The sequence below is a fragment of the Mycobacterium sp. NGS63 genome (assembly GCF_059812295.1).
Genome location: NZ_JCALCJ010000012.1, coordinates 103881 through 119935, shown reverse-complemented (window position 1 = coordinate 119935; position 16055 = coordinate 103881). Strand labels below are relative to the sequence as shown.

The 16055-nt window shown below is 70.5% G+C and carries 11 protein-coding genes and 1 pseudogene; 4 read left to right on the top strand and 8 right to left on the bottom strand.

Annotated elements, in window-relative coordinates:
* Positions 1 to 17: 17 nt before the first annotated feature.
* Positions 18 to 1163 (top strand): virulence factor Mce family protein, encoded by a 1146-nt coding sequence (locus tag AC5Y4Z_RS24935; protein WP_499967633.1) that lies wholly within the window; start codon positions 18 to 20, stop codon positions 1161 to 1163.
* Between the two features lie 3 nt (positions 1164 to 1166).
* Positions 1167 to 2714, top strand: coding sequence for an MCE family protein (locus AC5Y4Z_RS24930; RefSeq protein ID WP_499967632.1), 1548 nt, complete (start codon positions 1167 to 1169; stop codon positions 2712 to 2714).
* A gap of 25 nt (positions 2715 to 2739) precedes the next feature.
* Here AC5Y4Z_RS24930 and AC5Y4Z_RS24925 read toward each other — a convergent pair whose 3' ends face one another.
* The 4 genes from AC5Y4Z_RS24925 to AC5Y4Z_RS24910 form a co-directional block, all read right to left on the bottom strand.
* The gene (locus tag AC5Y4Z_RS24925) at positions 2740 to 2997 is read right to left on the bottom strand and encodes a type II toxin-antitoxin system Phd/YefM family antitoxin (protein ID WP_499967631.1); all 258 of its coding nucleotides are present in this window, start codon (positions 2995 to 2997) and stop codon (positions 2740 to 2742) included.
* An 87-nt stretch (positions 2998 to 3084) separates the two neighbouring features.
* A complete protein-coding gene (locus AC5Y4Z_RS24920) occupies positions 3085 to 3480 on the bottom strand; it encodes a type II toxin-antitoxin system VapC family toxin (RefSeq protein ID WP_499967630.1) in 396 nt (131 codons plus the stop codon).
* The gene (locus AC5Y4Z_RS24915; protein WP_499967628.1) at positions 3474 to 3731 is read right to left on the bottom strand and encodes a type II toxin-antitoxin system Phd/YefM family antitoxin; all 258 of its coding nucleotides are present in this window, start codon (positions 3729 to 3731) and stop codon (positions 3474 to 3476) included. The genes AC5Y4Z_RS24920 and AC5Y4Z_RS24915 overlap by 7 nt, the downstream gene beginning before the upstream one ends.
* A gap of 21 nt (positions 3732 to 3752) precedes the next feature.
* A complete protein-coding gene (locus AC5Y4Z_RS24910; protein ID WP_499967626.1) occupies positions 3753 to 4478 on the bottom strand; it encodes a TVP38/TMEM64 family protein in 726 nt (241 codons plus the stop codon).
* Positions 4479 to 4582: 104 nt separating this feature from the next.
* Between AC5Y4Z_RS24910 and AC5Y4Z_RS24905 the strand changes: the two genes are divergently transcribed.
* Positions 4583 to 5350 (top strand): hypothetical protein, encoded by a 768-nt coding sequence (locus AC5Y4Z_RS24905; RefSeq protein ID WP_499967625.1) that lies wholly within the window; start codon positions 4583 to 4585, stop codon positions 5348 to 5350.
* 30 nt (positions 5351 to 5380) lie between these two features.
* Here AC5Y4Z_RS24905 and AC5Y4Z_RS24900 read toward each other — a convergent pair.
* A pseudogene (locus AC5Y4Z_RS24900) lies at positions 5381 to 7333 on the bottom strand (YecA family protein); the annotation flags it as partial.
* Positions 7334 to 7417: 84 nt separating this feature from the next.
* Between AC5Y4Z_RS24900 and AC5Y4Z_RS24895 the strand changes: the two are divergent.
* Positions 7418 to 7642 (top strand): antitoxin, encoded by a 225-nt coding sequence (locus tag AC5Y4Z_RS24895; RefSeq protein WP_499967623.1) that lies wholly within the window; start codon positions 7418 to 7420, stop codon positions 7640 to 7642.
* Between the two features lie 21 nt (positions 7643 to 7663).
* Here the strand turns inward: AC5Y4Z_RS24895 and recD are convergent, their stop codons facing one another.
* From recD to recC, 3 genes are read right to left on the bottom strand one after another with little or no spacing between them, the layout of a single operon-like run.
* The gene (recD, locus tag AC5Y4Z_RS24890; RefSeq protein ID WP_499967622.1) at positions 7664 to 9394 is read right to left on the bottom strand and encodes an exodeoxyribonuclease V subunit alpha; all 1731 of its coding nucleotides are present in this window, start codon (positions 9392 to 9394) and stop codon (positions 7664 to 7666) included.
* The gene (gene recB, locus AC5Y4Z_RS24885) at positions 9391 to 12672 is read right to left on the bottom strand and encodes an exodeoxyribonuclease V subunit beta (protein WP_499967621.1); all 3282 of its coding nucleotides are present in this window, start codon (positions 12670 to 12672) and stop codon (positions 9391 to 9393) included. Before recB ends, recD begins: the two co-directional genes overlap by 4 nt.
* Positions 12672 to 15956 (bottom strand): exodeoxyribonuclease V subunit gamma, encoded by a 3285-nt coding sequence (gene recC, locus AC5Y4Z_RS24880; protein ID WP_499967620.1) that lies wholly within the window; start codon positions 15954 to 15956, stop codon positions 12672 to 12674. The genes recB and recC overlap by 1 nt, the downstream gene beginning before the upstream one ends.
* Positions 15957 to 16055 lie beyond the last annotated feature (99 nt).

The following is a 16055-nucleotide window of genomic DNA, read 5'->3' as shown; positions in this document are numbered from 1 at the left end:
AGCCGAACCGACAGGCAGTGAGGCGCGCGCTCGCCCGGGCCGGCCGGCGCGGATTGGCGGTCGCCTTGACGGCGCTGGCGTTGACGTCGTGCACGTGGCGCGGCATCGCCAACGTGCCGCTGCCCATCGGCCGTGGCTCGGGCGGCGACCGGCTGACCGTCTACGTGCAGATGCAAGATACGTTGGCGCTCAACACCAACAGCCGGGTCCGCGTCGCCGACGTATGGGTGGGCACGGTGCGCGCCATCGCCCTGAACAACTGGAACGCCATCCTGACGCTCGACCTCGACCCGACCGTGCGGCTGCCGGCCAACGCGACCGCCAAGATCGGCCAGACCAGCCTGCTGGGGACCCAGCACGTGGAGCTGACCGCGCCACCCGACCCGTCTCCGCGGCAGTTGAGGAGTGGCGACACCATCCCGCTGAAGAACTCGTCTGCCTACCCCACCGTCGAACGGACGTTGGCCAGCGTGGCCGTGATCCTCAACGGCGGCGGCATCCCGAATCTCGACCTGATCCAAACCGAGGTCATCAACCTCCTTGACGGCCGCGTCGACCAGGCCCGCGAATTCCTCACGCGGCTCGACACTTTCGTCGCGGAGCTGAACCGCCAACGCGGCGACCTCACCCGCGCGATCGACTCGAGCAACCAATTGCTGACGATCATCGCCGACCGCAACGACACGCTGGACAGGGTCCTCACCGATATCCCGCCGCTGATTCAGCACTTCGCCGACACCCGCACCCTGTTCGCCGACGCCACCGAGGCGCTGGGGCGGTTCAGCGACGCCGCCAACCGGGCGCTGGTGGATACCCGGCCGAACCTGCACCGCAGCCTGCAGTCGCTGCAGCGACCGCTGCGCGAGCTCGACCGGGCCGCTCCGTACGTGGTCGGCGCGCTGAAACTGGGCCTCACGGCGCCGTTCAACATCGACTACGTGTCCAAGGTGATCCGCGGCGACTACGTCAACGTGTCGGGGGCCCTGGACCTGACGCTGTCCACCATGGACAACACGCTGCTGAGCGGCACCGGATTCTCGGGGGCGCTGCGGGCGCTCGAGCAGTCATGGGGACGGGATCCCAGCACCATGCTTCCGGATGTCCGGTATACGCCGAATCCGAATGACGTCCCGGGGGGACCGCTGGTGGAAAGGGGCGAGTGAAAGATGTTGACCCGCCTCATCAAAACCCAGCTGGCGCTGTTGACGGCGGTGGCGGCGGCCGCGGTGGTGGTGCTGGTCTGGTACTACCTGCAGATCCCCAGCCTGGTCGGCATCGGTCGCTACACCCTGTATGCCGAACTGCCTCAGTCCGGTGGCCTGTACCGAACGGCCAACGTCACCTATCGGGGCATCACGATCGGGAAGGTCACCAAGGTCGAGCCGACGCGGCGCGGCGCGCGGGCGACGATGAGCATCGACGACGGCTACCAGATCCCGACCGACGCGTCGGCCAACGTGCACTCGGTCTCGGCGGTCGGCGAACAGTACATCGACCTGGTGTCGACCGGCACCCGCGGCCCATACCTGCGGGACGGGCAGACGATCACCAAAAGTACGGTTCCCAGCCAGATCGGCCCGGCGCTCGACGCCGCCAACCGCGGATTGGCGGTGCTCCCCAAGGGCAAGGTCGCCTCGCTGCTCTACGAGACGTCCCAGGCCGTCGGCGGGCTGGGGCCCGCGCTGCAGCGGTTGGTCGACGGCACCCAGGCGATCGCGCACGACTTCCGGGGCAGCCTCGACGACGTCGACGACATCATCGCGCGCGCGGCGCCCATCGTCGACAGCCAGGTCAATTCCGCTGACAGCATTGGGCGTTGGGCCGCCAACCTGAACACCTTGACCGCGCAGACCGCGCAGCAGGACCAGGCGGTGCGCAACATCCTGGCCAACGCGGCGCCGACCGCCGAGCAGGTCAACGGCGCGTTCAGCGATGTGGGGGAGTCGCTGCCGCAGACGCTGGCCAATCTCGAGGTCGTGATCGACATGCTCAAGCGCTACCACAACGGCGTCGAGCAGGCGCTGGTGTTCCTGCCGCAGGGCGGCGCGATCGCGCAGTCGGTGACCTCGGCGTCTCCGGGTATGGCGGCGCTGGGCATCGGCGCCACCGCGCTCAACCAGCCACCGCCGTGCCTGACCGGCTTCCTGCCGGCATCGGAATGGCGGTCACCGGCGGACACCAGCACCGCGCCGCTACCGGCGGGCACCTACTGCAAGATCCCGATGGACGCCACGACCGTGGTGCGCGGCGCCCGCAACTACCCGTGCGTGGACGTGCCCGGCAAGCGGGCCGCCACACCGCGCGAGTGCCGCAGCACGCAGCCCTACGTGCCCGCGGGCACCAACCCGTGGTACGGCGACCCCAACCAGGTCCTCACCTGCCCGGCGCCGAGCGCGCGGTGTGACCAGCCGGTCAAGCCCGGCCTGGTGATCCCGGCGCCGTCGGTCAACAACGGCCTCAACCCGGTGCCCGCCGATCGGCTGCCCGGCACCCCGCCGCCGGTCAGCGACCCGCTGCAGCGACCCAACTCGGGCACCGTGCGGTGCAACGGGCAGCAGCCCAACCCGTGCATCTACATCCCGAGCGCCGCCACGTCGATCTACGACGTGCAGAGCGGCAAGGTGGTGGGACCCGATGGTGTGGTGTATTCCGTTGAGAACTCACGGAATATCGGCGACGAGGGGTGGAAGTCGATGCTGGGCACGGCGGGGTGAATCTGCATTAACGGCGGCTGGTCGATCACCTACGCTGCTCGCCGAGCAGATCGCTGACGGTGCCGCCGGTGACCAGCGGGGCCGGGGCGCTCTGTTTGCGCCGTGGGGCCCGCTGAATGCGGCCCTTTGCGCGAAGCTGCTCAAGTTTCGTCGGCCGTTCGACCCGCACGATGCGCGCGATCGGACGTCCATGATCAGTGACTGTCACGGTTCGGCCTTCACGGACCTCGGCCAGGTGCCGACTCAACTGGTGACGCAAATCCCGGACACCGACCTCCGGCAACCCAACTTCCCACCGCGGCTATTTTGTGTGACGCAATTATGGCCACAAACGGTTTCCTGAACCTGGCGTGCTTTACGCGCGGCGCGGTCAGAGCGTGATGACTTCGAGCCCGGGCACCGCGGCGTAGTCGTCGCCTTGGGTCACGATCGGGATGCCGTGGGCGATTGCCGTCGCCGCGATCCAACTGTCATTGAGCGGCACTCGCTGCTTGGCGGCCCGAAGCCGCGACACCAGCAATGCCCACGCTTCGGACACGCGCTCGTCAATCGCCAGCGGTTCGAACCGTTGTGCCAGTTGGTAAGTCGAGAGTCGGCGCGCTGCAGCCTCCGGGTCGGCGGCCTGCAACACTCCGAGCCGGAGCTCACCCAGCGTGACCGCCGAAACGCCCCACTCGTAGCCGGCAAACCGGTCGGCATCGAATCGTGCCGCCTCCATCCCGACAAAGACGGACGTGTCCGCCAGAGCCCGCCGGACGGTTACCACGCCACGTCGTCGGTGGTCTGTGACAGGGTTTCCCGCAGTTCTTCGCCGAGCCCGGTGGTATCGGGTCCCAGGCGGACGAGTTCGCTGATCACTTCGGCGGCGGGTAACCACTGGCGGCGACGCGCCAGTGGAACGATCCTCGCCACGGGTCGGTTGTCCTTGAGCACTTCGATTTCCTCGCCGGCCGCGACCCGGCGCAACACCTCGGCGGTTCGGTTGCGCAGATCCCGCGCGGGGATCGTAGCAGACATGCTACGAGCGTAGCAGGCGCGTCACTTGTCGCTGACAGTTGGATCGGAGCCCCCTTCGTCGCCGCCACCGACGTGCGCACGCCAGCTTTTGTAGCCATGCCGCGCCGCGAAGGCGCCGACGATGGCGCTCACGCACCACACGGCTATCGCCGCGTACGCCAGCGGCGACGAGGGATGACCGATCGAGGCGCCGAGCGAGGTGTACGCGAAGGCGCGCGGCACCGAGCCGATCAACGAGCCAACGGCCATCTGCCACACCGGGACTCCGAACGCGCCGAACGTGTAGGAGGCGAGCGCATCGGAGATGCCGGGGACGAAGCGCTGACCGACGACGGCCCACAGCCCGCGTCGTTCGATGAGCGCGTCGATGCGGTCGGAGCGTTGGGCTCCCAGCAGCGCCCGCGCGCTGTCCCGGCCGGCCCGGCGCCCGACGAGGCTGGCGACGACCGCGGTGCCCACCGCCGCGCCCAGCGTCACCACGATGCCCACCGCGGGACCGAACAGCACCCCGCTGCCCGCGGCCAGAATCGAGCCGGGAACGAACAGCGCGCCAAGGACGGCCGAGAACAGGACGTAGGTCAGCGGCGCCGCGGGACCGGTGGCCGCCACGGTGCGCCGCACCACCTCGACGTCGACGACGTGCGTGATCGCCACCGCAACGTAGAGCGCCAGCAGGAACACGGCGAACGCAGCGAGGCGCGCGATGTGCCGTCGCCGGGAAGTCGGTGGGGCGTCGTTGTCGGCCATGTTGTCCGCGATTCTTCCGGACCGGCGCCGGTCAGCGGAACCTGTCGGTGCCCGGCGCTAGCGTTGGGAACTCATTGAACCCCAACAGTGATCGGGAGGTATTCATGGCGCATCTTCCGGGCCACCCGCCGGCCAAGTACCGGGTCGTCCTGCTCGGTGACCACGACACGGTCCTGGGGAACCGCGACGACCTCTCCGAACAAGCGGCGTGGCACGCATGCACCATCGCCGAGGCTTTCTCGTTCGCCCCTGGCGAGGCGGCGGCGCACGACGACCTCACGGAGATGCCCCCCGTGGTGTCGGCGCTGGCCCGCGCGATTGCCGGCCGTATGCACATCTGGGCGCCGTTCGCGGGCCAGGATCTCGGACGTGAGCAACATTGGCGGCGGATGAGCCTGGTGCTGCAGCGCCACGGGCTCAACCTGCGCGTCGGCCGGGAGCTGGATGCGTGCCCGGTCACCGGCGCGTACAGCGAGGTCGACCTGGCGTTGCGGCGCGAAGTGCGGGCCGTCGACGAGCTCGACAACGCGGCCCTCGCCGCCGCGGGAATCGAAAGCCTCAGCCGCGACGTCGAATTCGCGCTTGCCGGGATGGCCGCGCGCGTTGGTCCGGCGGTGCGCCGGGCGCCGGCCGGCGCCGGTGCCCGCACGGAAAGCGTGTCGCCGCCGACGCTCCCGGCGCCGACCGCGCCGTGGGCGCAGCGCGAGCCGGTGCTCAAGCGCTACGTGAGTTGGCTGGTGGACGGCTGCGGCGTGACCCACGTGGCGACCGCGCGGGTGCTCAACTCGGCGGGGCAGCGCACCCAGAAGGGCCGCCCTTGGCGCCCGACGAGCGTGTCGGCGCTGCTCAATGGAACGGGAGGAGGCCGATGAAATAGTCTGCCGCACAGCTCAGTTCGACGACGAGAACCGACGGCTCAGCAGCGCCACCAACTCAACTGGCTCGGGTTGCGCGTCGAGCAGCTTGACCAGCGCGTCGCGCTCGTGCGGCGCGACCGGCTCCACCCCACCGAAAAACTGCATGGTGTCGCCGGCCGGCACCACGCGTGCGCACACCAGCTGCCCGGGCTGCAACTGATGGCTGGCCGTGCGCTCGCGCACCTCGTGCGTGTCGCCGGTGCGCACGTCGCGCACGGTCACGCCCTGCCCGCGGTGCACCTGCTCGACCTCGAACACCGACCGATCCGCCGACGCCCACCGCTCGGCCAGCCGGCGCTCGTCGTCAGGGAGCAGCGACCCGCGGATCTCCAGGAACTCCGCGAACGCGCCCCCCTCGAACAGCACGACGTCCAGCACCAGCGGCTCACCCATCACCTCGTCCAGCAGGTCGGGATCGTCGGCGAGGTCGTGACGGCAGCGTTCCAGGGCCGCCTCGGCCACCAGGCCGTCCCACCCGTTCAGCAGCGCGTGGTGGCAGGCTTTCGCGTATAACCAGCCCGCCCGCTCGGCCAGCGGCAGCTGTTCCCTCCCGAGATGGCACTTCTTGTACTTGCGGCCAGATCCGCACCAGCACGGCTCATTTCGGCCGAGGTCGGCGCGTGGCTGCGCCCGGTAGCGTTCCAGCAATTCCATCAGCGGGTTGTCCGGATCGGCGGCGGCGCGGCGCAGCAGCGCCAGCCCGTGCTCGGCGTCGCCGCGATCGGAGGCGAACCGGGCCAGGGCCAGCAGGACCAGCGGCCAGTCCGGGTCCATCGACTCGGCGGCCAGCAGTTCGCGTTCGGCCGCCTCGATGTCGCCGATCCGCTCCAGCGCCGTCGCGCGCAGCCAGCGACACGCGACTCGCGCCGCGGGCGGCACCTTCGGCTCGAGGATCTCGGCGAACAGGCCGAGCACGGCACCCCCGCGCGGGTCGGTGTCGAGCGTCTCGGACACCAGCAGCTCGGCGATCAGCGGGTCGGCGAGCGCGGCCCCGGCCTCGGCGACCAGGTCGGCGAACTCCTCGTCTTCGAACTCCGGGGGGTCCTCGAGCGCATCCGTCGAAGCGGCCTCCAACCCGTCGTCCGCCGCGGCGATGGCCTCCATGATCGCGGACACCTGATCGTAGAGCTTGACCAGGGTGAAGAGCGGGACCGCGTCCTCGCGGTCGAGCTCGTGTCGCGCGGCCAGCGCTGTGCACCCGAGATCGAAACGCCAACTGTCAAAGTCGAATTCGGCCGATGCCAGGTGGATCCCGTCATACGCCAGACCGCTCTCTTCGATGATCTCACCGATCGGCGCCAGCGGCTCGGTGAACAGCGTGGGGTGCTCGACGCATGTGGTCCATACCGCAGCGGCGACGTCGACCGGCTCATTGGCGGCGACGGTGGCGGCCAGCCGTTCGCTCGCCGCGACGTCCGCGAGCGCGGTGACCCGCTCGACCGCCAGACCCTGGTCGCTCACCCGCACCCCGATTAGGTCGCCGTCCGCCACGCCCAACGCCGCCAGCGTGCCGGGCGCGAGGAGCAACGCCCCGACCGGGTCGGCCAGCTCATCGGTAATACCGCGCCGCTCGAGCAGCTCGTCGTCGTAGTCCGGCATCGCCACCGTCGCCGGCGACCCGTCGGCGAAGCGCGCATAGTCCTCGTGCTCGCACAGCATGGTGAGCGGGCTCAGGTCGGGGGTCACCGCCAGCATGTCGTGGGCGAGCTCTTCTGTCCCGACGCGGTGGGTGAACACCCGACCGGCGAGCAGCGCCGGCAGCCACACCCAGCGCTCATCGGCCAATTGCGCTAGGGGGTAATGCATTTCGTCGATGACGGTATCCGGGACGGCCACACCGCTGTCGCGCAGCCGTCGTCGGAGGCCCTCCTCGTCCAAGGGGCCGTGTTCGGTCAGGATTGCCGCTACGGCCTCTGCCACGTCGAACGCTTCCGCCACGGGGAACCACCCTATGCCTCGGCGCGCCGAGACGCGAGGATGCGGACAGACCGTGCCGATTCCTCGTTAACGCTAAACTTTGGTATGCGTGCCAGTATCGATATTCCCGAGGATCTCTACACGCAGGCGCTGGCGATTGCGCGGGACACCCACCGGACGTTGAGCGAAACTGTCGCGGACCTCATCCGGCGAGGCCTCAGGACAGGCGGCAGCGCCGTGATCTCCACAGATCCGGACACGGGGCTGCCTCTGGTAAGCGTCGGGACGGTCGTGACGTCGGAAGACGTGCACTCATTGGAGGATGAGTGACCGCGCCGTTCGACTAGCCCGTCAAATACCCCGCAACCGATCCGCCAAGCCGCTGGCCCGCATCGCCCGCCGCCCAATCGCGGACCGCGCCGAGTCCTCGGAGCCGACCACGCGCACTCTCTCCTTGGCGCGAGTCACCGCGGTATAGAACAGCTCCCGCGTCAGCAACCGCGATTCCTCGCCCGGCAGCAGCACGGTCACCTCGTCGGCCTGGCTGCCCTGGGACTTGTGGATCGTCATCGCGTGCATGGTCTCGACGTCGCTGAGGCGGCTGGTCGCGAAATCCAGCGGCCCGGTCGCGCCGGCGATGACGGCCCGCAAGCCGTCGGGACCCGCCACCGCCACGCCGGTGTCGCCGTTGAAGACCCGCAGCGCGTAGTCGTTCGCGGTCACCAGCAGGGGGCGCCCGGCGTACCACTCCGACCATGGCGGCAGGCCGGTCTCCTCCGAAAGCCACTGCTCCACTTGGCGATTCCAGCGCCGGACCCCGAATGGTCCGTGCCGGTGCGCGCACAGCAGCCGATGCTCGTCCAGCGTCGTCAAGGCCTCATCGGCGGCTCCCAATACCGCCGCTTCGCGCAGCCGAAGCGCGTGCGGCAGCAGGATCGGCCGGAGGCGATCGGAAGGGTCGTCGCCCGCGCCGACTTCGATGAACTCGATGTGCTCGTCGCCCGACCGCAGCAACGCCAGCGCGCCATCCGCGTCGCCGGTCCGGATCGCGTCGGCGAGCAGGCCGATCGACTTGCCGAACCGGTGCGACGTCCGCAACGTCGCCACCCGCACGTCGGCGCGCCCGGACAATCCGTCCACCAGGTCGGCGAGCACTGCGCCGGCCTCCACCGAGGCGAGCTGGTCGGGGTCGCCGACCAGAATCAGCCGGGCATCCGGGCGCACCGCTTCCAGGAGGCGCGCCATCAGCGTGAGCGACACCATCGACGTCTCGTCGACCACAATAAGGTCGTGCGGCAGCCGGTTTCCGCGATCGTGGCGAAACCGCGACGACGAGTCCGGCCGGCGGCCCAGCAGCCGATGCAACGTCATCGCTTCCAGCCCGCCGAGCCGCGCGCGGTCGGCCGGATCCAGCTTTGCCAGTTGCAGCTGCACGGCTTCGGCCAACCGGGCGGCCGCCTTGCCCGTCGGGGCCGCCAGCGCGATCCGCGGCGGTGACGAGCCGGCGAGCTCCGCCTGTTCGGCCACCTCCGCGAGGAGCCGGGCGATCGTGGTCGTCTTGCCGGTGCCGGGGCCGCCGGTGAGCACCGTGACCGCCTGCGACAGCGCGATTTCCGCCGCTTCGCGCTGCTCGTGGTAGTCGGGTGGGAAGAGTCGCTCGGAGGCGCGCACCCGGCCGCGCGGCCCGGACGCCAGCAGCGCGACCAGGTCGTCGCACACCTGCTTTTCCTCGAGCCAATACCGGTCGAGGTAGAGCAACCGATCGTCGTACAGATGCAGCACCGGCGGGGTGCCGACCAACGCGCTTGCCCGCACCGCGGCCAGCCACTCGGCCGGATCGGGCCACGGCACGTCGTCCAGGCCCACCGTTTCCGCGATCGTCGCCAGTTCGACGCACACCGATCCGCCCCGCAGCGCACGAACCGTCAGCGCCACCGCCAGCTCCACCCGCTCGCTGTCCTCACCGGCCAGCTCACAGAGTCGTTGCGCCACATGCACATCCGCGACGTCGAGCACCCCGGCCTCGTTGAAGGCGCGCAGCAGGCCCTCGGCGCCGACCGCGACCTCGACATCGGTGGTCACGCCGCGCGCCTTCCCTCGTCCAACAGGTCCGAGAGCGCGGCCACCAGCCCGGCCGGCGGCTGCCAGCCGAACACCCCGCACGGATGCCCGTCGACCACCGGCGTGCCCGCACCGCACATGCCCCGCACGAACAAGTACAACACCCCGCCCAGGTGCCGCGCCGCGTCATAGCCGGGCTGCCGCCACCGCAGGAACCGGTGCAGCACAACGGTGTACAGCAGCGCCTGCAGCGGATAGTCCGAATGCAGCATCGCCTCAGTCAACCGGTCGCGGCCGTAGTCGGCGGCGGTGTCGCCGAGGTTGTTGGTCTTGTAATCCACCACCAGGTAGCGCTGGCCGGGCAGCCGCAGCACCGCGTCAATCGAGCCGGCCAGGTAGCCGCGCAGCGATTGACCGCCCAACTCGGCCGACGTCAATCGCCCGGCGTACGGCTCGAGCGGATCACCGGGCGGGAGGTGGGCGTGCAGCAGCCCGCCCACATCGGACAACGAGACGTCGGGCGCGGCGACTCGCACGTCGCCGCCGGCCAGCGGGATTTCGAAGTCCAACTCCCGCAGGCGATCCCGCAGCCCGATCTGGCGCAACGTCAGCCCGCCGGCCAGCGGCCCCAGCGGCGTGTCGTTCATCGGCACGAGCGCGGCGGCCAGCGCGGTCGGGTCGACGTCGACCGGCCACCAGGGCAGGTGCCGCCGAATCTGTGCTTCCAGTTCGGCGGCCAAGTCGGGCGCGGCGGGATCGGCGGTCTCGAGCACGGCGTGCACCAGCGACCCGAATGCCGCGCCGGCCGGCATTCCGGTCAACGGCGACGCGATGTCGTGGCCGACCTCGGGCGCGGTGACCACGACGCTCTCGGCCTCGTCGTCGCGCACGCCGGCCTCCGGCTCGCTGTCCGTGCCGGTCGAAGCGGCGGATTCGCTACCGCGAACCAGCGCCGAATACGAGGTGCGCCGCCACCGGCTGTCGATCGTGCGGTGGAAGTGCCGCACCGCGAAGCGGGGGACGGGCGGCGCGGCCGGCCTGGCCGCCGGCGGCACGACACTGGACTCCTCCACCGACGGCCCACCGGCGTCCTGCCACCGCGTGAACAGCGTCCAGGCGTCTTCGTCGGCGATCGCCGCGTCGCACCTGTCCGGCACCGACGCCTCACCCGCGCCGCGACCCCGCAGCAGCCGGGAGAGCCCGCCGTTGCGTTCATCCGCCGACGGCGCCCACCACGCCACCACCTGCGATTGGGCCCGGGTCAGCGCGACGTAGGTGACCCGGATGTTGTTGCGCGCCTCCTCCATTCGATAGAGATCCTCGACGTGGCGCCGGTCGGGGCTGTCCCTACCGCCGATGTGCAGACAGCGCGTGTCGTCCTCGTCGTGATACAGCCGGATGTCGCCTTTGCGGACGTTGCGGTTGAACGCGAACGGCAGATAGACGATGGGGAACTGCAAACCCTTGGCCACGAACACGGTCATGATCTGCACCGCGGCGGCGTCGCTGTCCAGGCGGCGGTTGCGTTCCGACTCGCCGGTACGGTCGGCGCATTGCCGGCGCAGCCAATCGCGCAGCGCCGGAAGGCCGTAGCGTTCCCGATGCGCCGTCTCGTGCAGCAACTGCGCGATGTGCGCCAGGTCGGTCATGTGCCGCTCGCCGCCCCATTGCGATAGCACGCGACGGCCCATGCCGCGCAGCTGCGCGGCCTCGAAAACCGCCGCGATCCCGCGCTGGCGCGCATGGGAGGCCCATTCCCGCAGCGCGGTGGACACCCGGTCGGTCAGCGCATCACCCTCGGCGGCAAGGGATTCCGCGGTCTCGCCGAAGAACATCGTGCACGCCGCGGCGCGGACCAGGCCGCTGCGGTGCGGCGCGTCGAACGCCTCCAGCAGGCACAGCCAGTCCTTGGCGGCCTGCGACTCGAAGACGTCGGTGTCGCCGGTGTAGATCGCCGGGATGCCGGCCGCGGCCAGCGCGTCCCGGCAGGCCCGTGCGTCCCTGTGCTGCTCGACGATCACCGCGATGTCACCGGCCTCGACGGGCCTGCCGTCATAGGTGGCGCCGGAGGCCAGCAGCGCGCCGATGTCGCCGGCGAGATCGGCGGGGATGTGCCCGCGCAGCACACCGATCGGGATGTTGTCGGTCTCGTCGTAGCCGAGGGCGCGCCGCTGGACGACTCGCAACCGGAACGGCGCATTGCGCGGCGCCCCGGCCAGCCGGTGTCCGCCGTGATGGGCGCGGATGTCGTGCACGACGATGTCGGGGTGGCCCAGCGCGGCACCGCGCAGCACGGCCTGCAGGCTGTCCACCAGCGCGCGGTCGCTGCGCCAGTTGACGCCCAGCGTGTAGCGGGCTTCCGCGGTGCGGGCGGCCTTCAGATAGGTGTGGATGTCGCCGCCGCGGAAGCCGTAGATGGCCTGCTTCGGGTCGCCGATCAGGATGAGTGTGGAGTGGCCCGCGAACGCGCACTCGAGCACCCGCCATTGAATGGGGTCGGTGTCCTGGAACTCGTCCACCAGCACGATCCGCCACCGCCCGCGCGTCCGGTTGCGGGCCGGAGAATCCTCTGCCTCAAGGGCTTTCGCGAGCCCCGTCAGCAGGTCGTTGAACCCAGCGACACCCCGGCGGCGCTTGCGATGCTCGAGCTCGGTGAGCACGTCGTTGGCGAAGCGCAGCCGCGCCGCGGGCGTGCTGTCCGGCTCGGGGTCGAGCGGCCGCAGCTGTGCGCACGGGTCGTCGACGATGTCGCGGGCCAGGGTCAGGGCTTCCTGATAGGTTAGCGGCGGCTCGCGCTCGCCACCCCCGAACCGGGCGAGGTAGAGGTCGTCGACGGTTTCGGTCACCAGGTCGTCGAGGCTTTCGGCCAGCGTGACGCCCTCGGCCGTATCACCGGCCACACCAAGCGATTTCAGCACCCTGGCGCAGAACTCGTGCGTGGTGGCGATGGTGGCGGCGTCGAAGTTCGCCAGCGCGTCGCGCAGCCGCGTCCGCCGCAGGGTGCGTTCGGCGTCGCTGCCCTGCGTCAGGTGCTCGACCAGGTCGTTGGCCGGCGCCGCCCGGCCCTCCAGGGCGGCGACGGCCTGAGAGATCTGATCGCGCACGCGTTCGCGCAGCTCGCGGCTGGCGGCGCGGTTGAACGTGATCAGCAACATCTCGTCGAGCGTCGCGCCGGTTTCGGCGAGATAGCGGGTGACCAGCCCGGCCAGGGCGAAGGTCTTGCCGGTGCCGGCGCTGGCCTCCAGAACGGTGGTGGAGCCCGCCGCGGGCAGCGGACCCAGCAGGTTGAACGGATCCATCAGCCGGGTCTCCTTTCGGCGCCCAGCAGCGGCAGCCACAGGCGGGCGGCGAGCGCGCCGAGCCGGGTGTTCTCGCCCGGCATTTGCAGATCCGGGTCGGGCGGGCCGAGCAGCACGTCGAACGGGGCCTTGAATCCCCAGACCCGCACGTGCGCCTGCTCGCTGTCCTCGCCGTCGTGAAAGTTGTTGGACTCCCACTTTCCGCTGGCGTATTTGACCGGATCCCGGCCGCGGTGGCGGCGTTCGGCCCACGCGTAGGACGTCTTGAGCGGCAGCGGCAACGGCTCCCGCCGGCCAGCGTCGAAAATCCTTACCAGATCGCGCAATACGGCCACGGGATCGGGCGGGGCGTCCAGCGCGCAGACCTCGATGGTGTCGTCGCTGCCGCGCCCGACACAGATCGCGGTCCAGTCGCCGCCCGGGTGGCAGGCGGCAAGCGCAACCAGGGAGATCCACGCCTGGAGTTTGTGTTTGGCGGCCAGTCTCGAGTAGCTCACGGCGACGATGCGATTCTCGAACACCCGGTTGACGGTGCCGGTGACGCGCCGTCCCGCGCCCAGATCGACGGCGACGTCGTAAGCCCGAGCCTGTACCCGCTGGTGGCTTCGGGCTGTGTCGGCGAGTCGCGCGGCCGTCTGGCTGATGGTTTCGGCCTTGCGCCAACCCAGGCGCTGGGGCGGCAGCGTGCCGCGGCGCCATTCGGCGTTCATCGCCACCTTGCGGTCCATGCCCCGCAACATGTCGTGCAGCATCCGGTCGCCGACCACCCAGGACTCCAGCGGGTTGACGTCGACCGGCATTTCGTCCTCGATCCCGTCGACATCCCACGGCAGCGTGCAGTCGAGCGCCCGGAAGAACCCCTTGACCGGGTCCTTGAAGAAGTCCAGCAGGTCGGCCAGCGGCACGTCGCCAAGCGGCGAAGCGGGCAGCGCGCCGGTGATGAAAGCCGTTGGCGCGCAGCGCTCTCCCGTCGCCGCCTGCGCGGCCGCCAGCGCCGCGGGGTCGAACGTGAACGTCTGCCCCGACACCAGTTCGTCGACGGTGACGTTCTTGCGGTCGAACGGCTGCAAGGGGTGTTGGGTCAGGACCTGCTTGCGCACCGGGGTCTCGGTCGTCTGGTCGAGCGCATCGAGCACCTCGGCGAGCGGGACCGCCGGCGGGCGCGGGTGACCGGTGTGCTCGTCGTTGCCGGTGTAGGTGATCACCAGCGTCTCGCCCGCCGCGCAGACCGCGTCGAGCAGCAATTGCCGGTCCTCGGAACGGATGTCGCGCTCTCCGGTCAGCGGCTCGCGCGCCAGCGCGTCGTCGCCGTCGGGAACGTCCAGCCGCGGAAACACGCCGTCGTCGAGTCCGACCAGGCACACCACCCGGTGCGGCACCGAACGCATGGGGACCATGGTGCACGCCGTCAGGGTGCCGGTGCGGAAGTTGGCCCGGGTGGGGCGGCCGGCCAGCTGCGTGGACAGCAGCGCGCGCACGTCGGGCAGCCGTAGCGGCGCCGAGGCCCGGGCGCCGGCCTGCGCGACGACCTCGGCGAACTCCCGTTGCAGCTGCGCGGTCTCCCACGCGTCGTCCGAGTGGGCGAGCGCGTCGATGCCCGCGGTCAACGCATCCAGCCACTCGGCCAACGATTGTGTACCGCTGAGGCTTTCGATGGTGTGCTGCAGGCGGCCGAGGTATTCGGCGAGTCGCCCGGCCAGTTCCACCCGGTTGCTGCCGACGTCGTCGAGCGGCAGCGCGGTGCCCAGCCAGGCCTGGGAGTCGTCGGACATCGCCACCCCGGTCAGGATGCGGTCGAGGCCGAACCGCCAGGTGTTGTGCACGATCTTGTCCAGGCCGTAGGGCCGGCGATACTCCGGGTCGAAGCCCCAGCGGATGTTCGCCGAACGGACCCACTCGGTGATCGCGTCGAGATCGTCGTCGGTGAACCGGAACCGGGCCCGCACCGGCTCGGCTTGGGCGAGGTTGAGCACCTGGCTGGCGGTGACCCGGCTGTCGGCGAGGGCAAGCAATTCGGCCGCCACACCCAGCAGTCGATTCGTCTGCGTCAGCGAGCGGTCGGCCAGCCTCACCCGCAGTTGGTGCGCGGGATGGCTGTCGCCCGCGATTTCGCCGAGCCCGAAGCCGGCGATGATCAGCGGCGCGTACTTTTCGATGTCGGGGCACATGACCACGATGTCGCGGGGCTCCAGCGTCGGGTCGTCCGCCAGTAGGCCCAGCAACACCTCCCGTAGCACGTCGATCTGCCGGGTGGAGCCGTGGCAGCTGTGCACCTGCACCGAACGGTCCGCGGCGGCCAGCGCCCGGCCGGCGGGCCGGATCGCGTTGGCGGCGATGTCGGCCTGCAGCCAGCCCAGCAACGTGTCGGGTCTTGTTGTGCCGCCGATAAATTCGTCACTCGACGGGCCGGCCGGCAGTGCGCGCTGCAGTTCCCGCAGATCGCGACCCAGCGTCTCGAGCAGCGGATGGGAGGCGGCGGCCCGGCTGGTGTCGGCCCGGCGCGGCACCGCCCCGTGCAGGCCGGTGAGCGCCCGCCATAGGTCGTCGCTGGGGTGTGGCAGCCACAGGTGCAGGTCGTGGTGGGCGTCCAGCGCGTCGAGCAGCTCCACCTCGGTGCATGCCAGGCGCGTGTGCCCGAACAGCGACAGCCGCTGGGGCAAGCCGGTGGGACCTTGGCGCAGGCGGGTCACGGCGTCGCGGTGTCGGACGTGCGGGGGATCGGTCCCGACGCGCTCGACCAGCGCCCGCCAGAGCACCGGCTGCCAGCGCAGGTCCTCGTCGAGGTCGGGCGGGTCGCCGGCCAACCAGTCGACGAGCAGCTGCGGACGCTGCCGGGCGTAGGAGGCGAACAAACCCGCCAGCCGCCGCGCCACCGCATAGCGGCGGCCCCTGCGGGCCTCGGCCTCGGCGGCGTCAGTGTCGAAGTGCCCCAAGTGCTTTGCCAGCGTCGCGCACCAGGGTTCGTCGAGGCTGGCGTCGATCACCTGCAGCAGCGGCCACGTGATGGCGTCGGGGGACCAGGGATCGTCGTCGACGGTGCCGGTGAGCTCGGCGATCAGCGAACCCGGGCTGCGGAACGCCACCCCCGCGCACACGCCGTCGCCGCCGCCGGGCCGGTTCCCGAGGACGTGTGAGAGCCGTTGGCTCAGCCAGCGCTCGATGCCGCGCGCCGGCACCAGCACGAGCTCCTCGGCGAACGGGTCGGGCAGCGGGTTGGCCAGCAGGGCGCCGAGACCGTCGGCAAGCAGGTCGGTGCGTTCGGCACGGTGGAGATGGAGGCCCATTGCGCTGCCACCATAGAACGCCGCACCGACAGCCGGGGATGATTCGGCGCCGACATGCCGTTCGACGATGGTGGCAGCATGGGCGGGGACGAGAGGGAG

What these genes read in the sequence shown, in the direction of transcription:
- AC5Y4Z_RS24930 (WP_499967632.1), top strand. Translation starts at nt 1,167, where the DNA reads ATGTTGACCCGCCTCATCAAAACCCAGCTGGCGCTGTTGACGGCGGTG.
- AC5Y4Z_RS24915 (WP_499967628.1), bottom strand. Translation starts at nt 3,731, where the DNA reads ATGTCTGCTACGATCCCCGCGCGGGATCTGCGCAACCGAACCGCCGAG.
- AC5Y4Z_RS24910 (WP_499967626.1), bottom strand. Translation starts at nt 4,478, where the DNA reads ATGGCCGACAACGACGCCCCACCGACTTCCCGGCGACGGCACATCGCG.
- AC5Y4Z_RS24905 (WP_499967625.1), top strand. Translation starts at nt 4,583, where the DNA reads ATGGCGCATCTTCCGGGCCACCCGCCGGCCAAGTACCGGGTCGTCCTG.
- AC5Y4Z_RS24895 (WP_499967623.1), top strand. Translation starts at nt 7,418, where the DNA reads ATGCGTGCCAGTATCGATATTCCCGAGGATCTCTACACGCAGGCGCTG.
- recB (WP_499967621.1), bottom strand. Translation starts at nt 12,672, where the DNA reads ATGGATCCGTTCAACCTGCTGGGTCCGCTGCCCGCGGCGGGCTCCACC.
- recC (WP_499967620.1), bottom strand. Translation starts at nt 15,956, where the DNA reads ATGGGCCTCCATCTCCACCGTGCCGAACGCACCGACCTGCTTGCCGAC.